This window comes from Okeania sp. SIO2F4, from assembly GCF_010672385.1.
In the GTDB taxonomy this organism is placed as follows: Bacteria; Cyanobacteriota; Cyanobacteriia; order Cyanobacteriales; family Microcoleaceae; genus Trichodesmium.
In genome coordinates this window covers 1-5,939 of record NZ_JAAHGT010000611.1, presented here as the reverse complement: position 1 = coordinate 5,939, position 5,939 = coordinate 1, and the positions used below count along the sequence as shown (strand labels likewise).

Below are 5,939 nucleotides of genomic sequence, written 5' to 3'. Positions count from 1 at the left end.
TATTGTATAGAGAAGGTAAGGAAGAAGGAAGAAGGAAGAAGCAAAGGAAAAACCTTAAATATAGTAAATATTTCCCCAACTTTTACACAAACGATACCAGCGGACATGATATAATTTGACATTTTCTGTAGACTAGGATGTATAGCAGAAGTCAGAAGTTACAGCACTTTGCACGGATGGTAAGGTACAGTTGAAGACTAATCTCTCTTTCCTATTTACTAAAGTGATAAAAATTTTTCTCTCACTAAATATGAAACTGCTGTAAATTATTGCTGTGACTAAATTTGATAGTTTGAGAATGTTTGCACCAGTAATGGTGACTGCTATAAATACACTCACTGGCTTCAGGGATATATAGCAATCGAAGCAAAGGACGCGAACATTTCTAAATTATCAAACTCAGTCATAGATTATTTTTGACTTTTGCCTTTTGCTTTGCGCCTAGGGCTATATCAAGAAAAATAATCTACAGGATTAATTCGAGAACCTGGCATATAAGTGATAAGTATAACCATGAGTAATACCTCTTGATTTGATTTTATCCTACATCTTCCAAAAAATTTTTTTGATTTACCCCTTGACAAGCTCACTTTTGTCACTTAAGTTATAAACAGGGCTTAAGCGATCAAACTATTCCACTAAAAGTGAGATATATATCCTAGTTTCTTGGCGATCGCGCAAACAAACCAAGAACACCAAAATATCAAATAAGGAGAAATTAATTATGGCAGGAAACGGCTTTGGTTTTGGAAGAGGAAGAGGAGACTTTTCTCAAAGACAACAATTTTTCGATAACTTCAACCAAATAGAAGGTACTGAAGGAGAAGATAACCTAATAGGTACTCCAGAAAACGATGGGATTTTTGGTGATGCAGGAAACGACATACTAACTGGGGAAGCAGGAAACGATTTCATCAATGGTGATGATGGCAACGATATCTTAACAGGTGGCCCAGGAATGGATCGGCTTCGCGGTGGTGAGGGACTAGATACTTTTGTCTTTAACTCAGGCAGCGATATTGATTGGATTGGAAACTTCATTGTTGGAGAAGATATCATACAACTATCTCCAGACTTAGGCTTGAGTGCAGAACAAGCTGTTAGCCAAGCTACTACCATTGCACTACCTTTTATGGATAATCGCTTTTTATCAATCCTCAGCCAGGGTGACGATACACTCATTATCAAACATGAAGGTGAGTTGACATCTGATAGTTTCCAAATCCTTTAACCAGAAAAGTTTGGGTTCATTGATCGGGAAGCAGAAGTAGGTATAGCAAAAGATAGGAAAGAGGGGGAGAGAATATGAAAAGTATTTTTTCAACCTTTTTCCTTTATCTCTTAACTTCTGAGTCAGGAAGATCGACTCAGAAGAGAAAAAAATATGCATCTTGGCAAAGATATCAAATGGGTTCCATACAAAAGTGAGAAAAAATTAGGCGATCGCTTACCATGGACTACCAATCATTGTAAAACTAGCCCAATAATAAGGATGAGATAAATCCTCTGTCTTTAAACGAAGGGCTAAGGTGTTTGATACCAAAGCATCTCCCCGAGTGGAGTGTAGCAAACCTGCTTCAATCTCAACCTTCCCACGCAACAAAGCCAACTGTGCTTTTCTCAAAGCTTCTGCTTTAATCGAACTAGACTTCAAGTTACGGTAAAACTCAATCATCAACCTCAAAGTTCCCACATCGCTAACTTGCCACAAACTTGCTAAAGCCGACTTGACTCCAGCTTGATGAGCTAACCCGGCAAATCCCATTTCAGTTTCTAATGTATTCCCCAAACCTGTTTCACAGGCACTCAAAACCAACAACTCCACCTGGGGTTGTTTATACCACTCTAAATTTCGGAGTTCTTTCAGAGGTAATTTTCGATCCCAAAGCTGAATGTAGGGAGGATTTTCGGGAGAGAAGTTAGCATGAGTAGCTATATGAATAATTTTAAATGTTTGTTGGCTCCGCTTTTTCTGAAGATTCTCTAGAGTAAAAGATTTATTGAGTAAAACTTCCCCTGACCATAATTTCTCTGTAATAGTTAAAACTTCAGTTGGAACGCTAGGTAGAGTAGGTTTGTCTACAAATTCTGACATTCCCATTGCCAGAACTTCAGCATTTTCCAGCCCCTCATAACTAGCATTAGTTAGACTCAAACTGGGAATTAGACTAAAATTATAATTCTCAATCAAAAAATTTTGTCCGTCATACAAAGCAGCTAAAGGAATTGAACGTAACTCTTCATCTAAATAAAATAAGAGAGTATTAATACCAGCTTCTTTTAAGTCTGCTTCTAGGGGAGCAATTAACCACTTATATAGTTGGCGAGCTGCCGGCCATCCTGTTGTTCTGGGGTCGCTCACTTCCATATAAAATTCTTTTGCAATTCGACGGAGTTTGTTCGCTTCTACATCTGGAATACTTTTGACAATTGGTTTACCATCTGGCAAGACTAACATTAAAGTTAATCCGCTTGTCAAATTCTTAAGTTCAACGCCTTCAATTTGGTCAGTTAATTGGTTTGGATGAGTAATGACATAAATCGCAGCAGGTTTTTGTTCAGTTTGAGCCTCAATTTGACTAAAAATTTCTCGAATACTAGCTTCTGTTAAAATTTGTGCGGTTGGAAATTGAGTATGAGTGGATGAGAGAGACTGCACAACTGGATAATTCGTTATCAACTCTGAGTCAGTTTCAGCAATTGGAATTCTTTCTCTAATGGCAGATACTCTTGGTAAGGATGGTTCTGGTTCTACAGATAATCTAATTTCAGAATTATTCAAAGGTGCAACTGGAGAAGGTCTGGTTTCTAGAATATTAGTTGTATCTGAGGGGCGAGGTTGTCTGAATGAAGGAGGTTCTGACTCAAAGCTCGAATTTGTCAATGGTGAAATTTCGCTCTGATTTCTTGTTTGTTGGGAACGACGATTGGAATATTGTCTGGCAGAGGAATTTGGAAATTCTACAGAGGGAAGTTGTCTTTGTCTGAATGAAGGAGGTTCTGACTCAAAGCTCGAATTTGTCAATGGTGAAATTTCGCTCTGATTTTTTGTTTGTTGGGAACCACGATTGGAATATTGCCTGGCAGAAGGATTGGAAAATTCCATAGGGCGAGGTTGTGTCAATGAAAGAGGTTCTGACTCAAAGCTAGAATTTGCCAATGGTGAAATTTCGCTCTGATTTTTTGTTTGTTGGGAACCACGATTGGAATATTGCCTGGCAGAAGGATTGGAAAATTCCATAGGGCGAGGTTGTGTCAATGAAAGAGGTTCTGACTCAAAGCTAGAATTTGCCAATGGTGAAATTTCGCTCTGATTTCTTGTTTGTTCTGAACGACGATTGGAATATTGTCTGGCAGAGGAATTTGGAAATTCTACAGAGGGAAGTTGTCTTTGTCTGAATGAAGGAGGTTCTGACTCAAAGCTCGAATTTGCCAATGGTGAAATTTTGCTCTGATTTTTTGTTTGTTGGGAACCACGATTGGAATATTGCCTGGCAGAAGAATTTGGCAATTCTACAGAAATAGACTCAGTTTCTGGAATATTAGTCCTGTTATTAAACTGATTCTGAGACCTGTTTAAGGAAAGAGATTGTTTTGATAAAACAGATTCGGAAGTATTAATAACTCTCACCGACTGCCTGGATAAAGTTTCCCCTGAAACAGGAGGTACAAAAGAAACTCCATTATTATTGTTATAAGTTTCTACAGTTTCAGAAGCAATTCTACCTCGGCGTAAAGCTGAATTAACATTCTCCGAATGGGTAAGCTGAATCGTACCATTTTCTCTCATCCGAACATTTGTTGCGTGTTCTTGAGTTCCACCCGTAAGAATTTGTGGCAAAGCTACTATGGGTAAACCTGGATTTTGCAAAATTGTCTGAGCTGGTACTTCTAAATTCAACAGATTTCCATTTTGCCTAATCTGAACCCAACCATTTTCCGGAGCTATTACAGTATTAACATTACCGTTAGGAGCATCAAGACTTCCCAAATTCAAAATATAGTTTCCTGCTAACCCAATGTTTTGTCCGCCTCTTACTCTCAAATTTCCCTGATTAATAATTGCGCCTGATGCTCCTGAGAAAACAAACCCACTAGGAGAACCCACTAATTCTGAGTAGTTGTTTGGTGCAAAGGCATCAAAACGAGAGGAAGGAAAACCATTGATACTATTTCCAATATCAATTCCAGTTGATGTTGTGGCGAAAAACGAAGCAGGTAAATCTAAACGAGCATTGGAACCAAAAATTATTCCCGCCGGATTCATCAAAAATAAATTGGCATTACTTCCAGTCATTCGAATCATTCCATCAATCTGAGAAATATTTCCTCCCCTAACCCTTGTCAAAATATTCTGTGTTTCTGGAGTTGAAATAAAATTAACGGTTTGCCCGGTGTTCAAATTAAACTGTTCAAAACTGTGGAATAAATTAGCTCGATCTGCCGAACGACTACCTCCCCCAACATCAAAAGTTTGTGAATTTGGGGTTTGAGATGTAGGAATGACAACTGTTCCCGTTCCATCAGACGCCGGGATAATTTGGGCAGGAGTCATTAACGGGGAAGTTAAAACAGTTGCTCCTGTCAGGGCAGCTATTTTAGATAATTTGTTCATACTATAGTAGGCAAAGCTGGAATTAGGATTAGCTTTATGCCTTAGATTTTAACCAAATTTGTTCAACTTGTTCATAGGATAGCCTAGCTTTAGAAGGAATGTTGATTGACATGAATGTTGGTCGGATTCTCGCGCCTGTGGTGGCACCAAACACCTTTAGGACCTCTTTTACCTGGTATGACAATAGGCATCTTTCTCTTTCCTTGACACTCCCCGCTAATCGCGAGACGGGGATTCTTGGCTCAACGACTCACCATCACCTAGCAGGATTTCTCCAACATTCGCCAGAGGGTGGGTCTCCCCAAGCGTAAGTTGTTCCGGTGTGCCCCACCGTACATAGTGCTTTTTGTAGGATGTTTCTTGCAGCATTTACATCTCTATCTGCTTCATAGCCACAATGAGGACAAACATGGGTTCTCACAGATAGAGACTTTTTGACAACTTCCCCACAGTTAGAACAATTCTGACTTGTATAGTTAGGTGGTACTGCTACTGTAGCCTTGCCATACTTTGCACCAAAATAATAAGTGCCAAAGTCGAAAAGTTGACCAAGCAACATCACTGATTGATTTAGCTAGCCTTCGATTTCTTACCATACCTTTCACATTCAAGTCTGCCTTCGGCACGCCGCTCCGCGTCTACATAAGCTATCAAATCGTTAGATTGAATCACGCAATACGCTACTCTCTTAGCATATTCTTTACGCTGCCTACTTACTCTCAAATGCTTCCGCGCATATCTATTTCTAGCTTTGTGGTAGTTGTGTGACTGCGGTTTAGCTCCTTTCCTATATTTTTTAGATTTTTGACGATTTGCTCTATTTAACTGCTTTTCAGACTTTCTGTAAAATTGAGGGTTTCCTATGGTCTTACCATTACTATCAGCCAAGAAATATTTAATTCCTACATCTAAACCTACTGCTTTTCCTGTTGGTAGGGGCGAATGGCCATTCGCCCCTACAATGTTTAAATCTGTTTGAATAGCAAATTGAGCATAATAACCATCAGCCCGTTTAATTAACCTTACTCGTTTTATTTGGTTCAGTTGATAGTAGTTTAAATCATAAGTACCTTTTAGTTTCAAAGTACCTATATTTTTCTTGCCTGAAAAAGTAATTGCCTTTCTATTCTCTGACAACTTCCAACCAGAAGTTTTATACTCTACAGAACGGCAATGCTTTTTAAACTTAGGATAAGGGACTTCCAAAAAATAAAATGTACAATTTATGAGAATGATAATCATTTTTATACGGGAGAGGAAGGGGTTGACATCGCCAACCCCTTCCTCTCATAAATTGGCATCACAATTTCTGTACTTCACCTAG

At 38.8% G+C, this 5,939-nt stretch carries 4 protein-coding genes; 1 reads left to right on the top strand and 3 read right to left on the bottom strand.

The window, feature by feature from the left end; genetic code table 11:
• Positions 1 to 724 precede the first annotated feature (724 nt).
• Complete coding sequence (locus F6K22_RS28710; protein WP_293105926.1) at positions 725 to 1,231, top strand: calcium-binding protein; 507 nt, start codon at positions 725 to 727, stop codon at positions 1,229 to 1,231.
• Between the two features lie 216 nt (positions 1,232 to 1,447).
• On the opposite strand, the gene F6K22_RS28705 is transcribed toward F6K22_RS28710, so the two are convergent.
• The 3 genes from F6K22_RS28705 to F6K22_RS42555 form a co-directional block, all read right to left on the bottom strand.
• A complete protein-coding gene (locus F6K22_RS28705; protein WP_293105924.1) occupies positions 1,448 to 4,615 on the bottom strand; it encodes a CHAT domain-containing protein in 3,168 nt (1,055 codons plus the stop codon).
• A gap of 256 nt (positions 4,616 to 4,871) precedes the next feature.
• Positions 4,872 to 5,174, bottom strand: coding sequence for an RNA-guided endonuclease InsQ/TnpB family protein (locus tag F6K22_RS42560; RefSeq protein WP_363274649.1), 303 nt, complete (start codon positions 5,172 to 5,174; stop codon positions 4,872 to 4,874).
• A gap of 11 nt (positions 5,175 to 5,185) precedes the next feature.
• Positions 5,186 to 5,821 (bottom strand): RNA-guided endonuclease InsQ/TnpB family protein, encoded by a 636-nt coding sequence (locus tag F6K22_RS42555; protein WP_363274647.1) that lies wholly within the window; start codon positions 5,819 to 5,821, stop codon positions 5,186 to 5,188.
• Positions 5,822 to 5,939 lie beyond the last annotated feature (118 nt).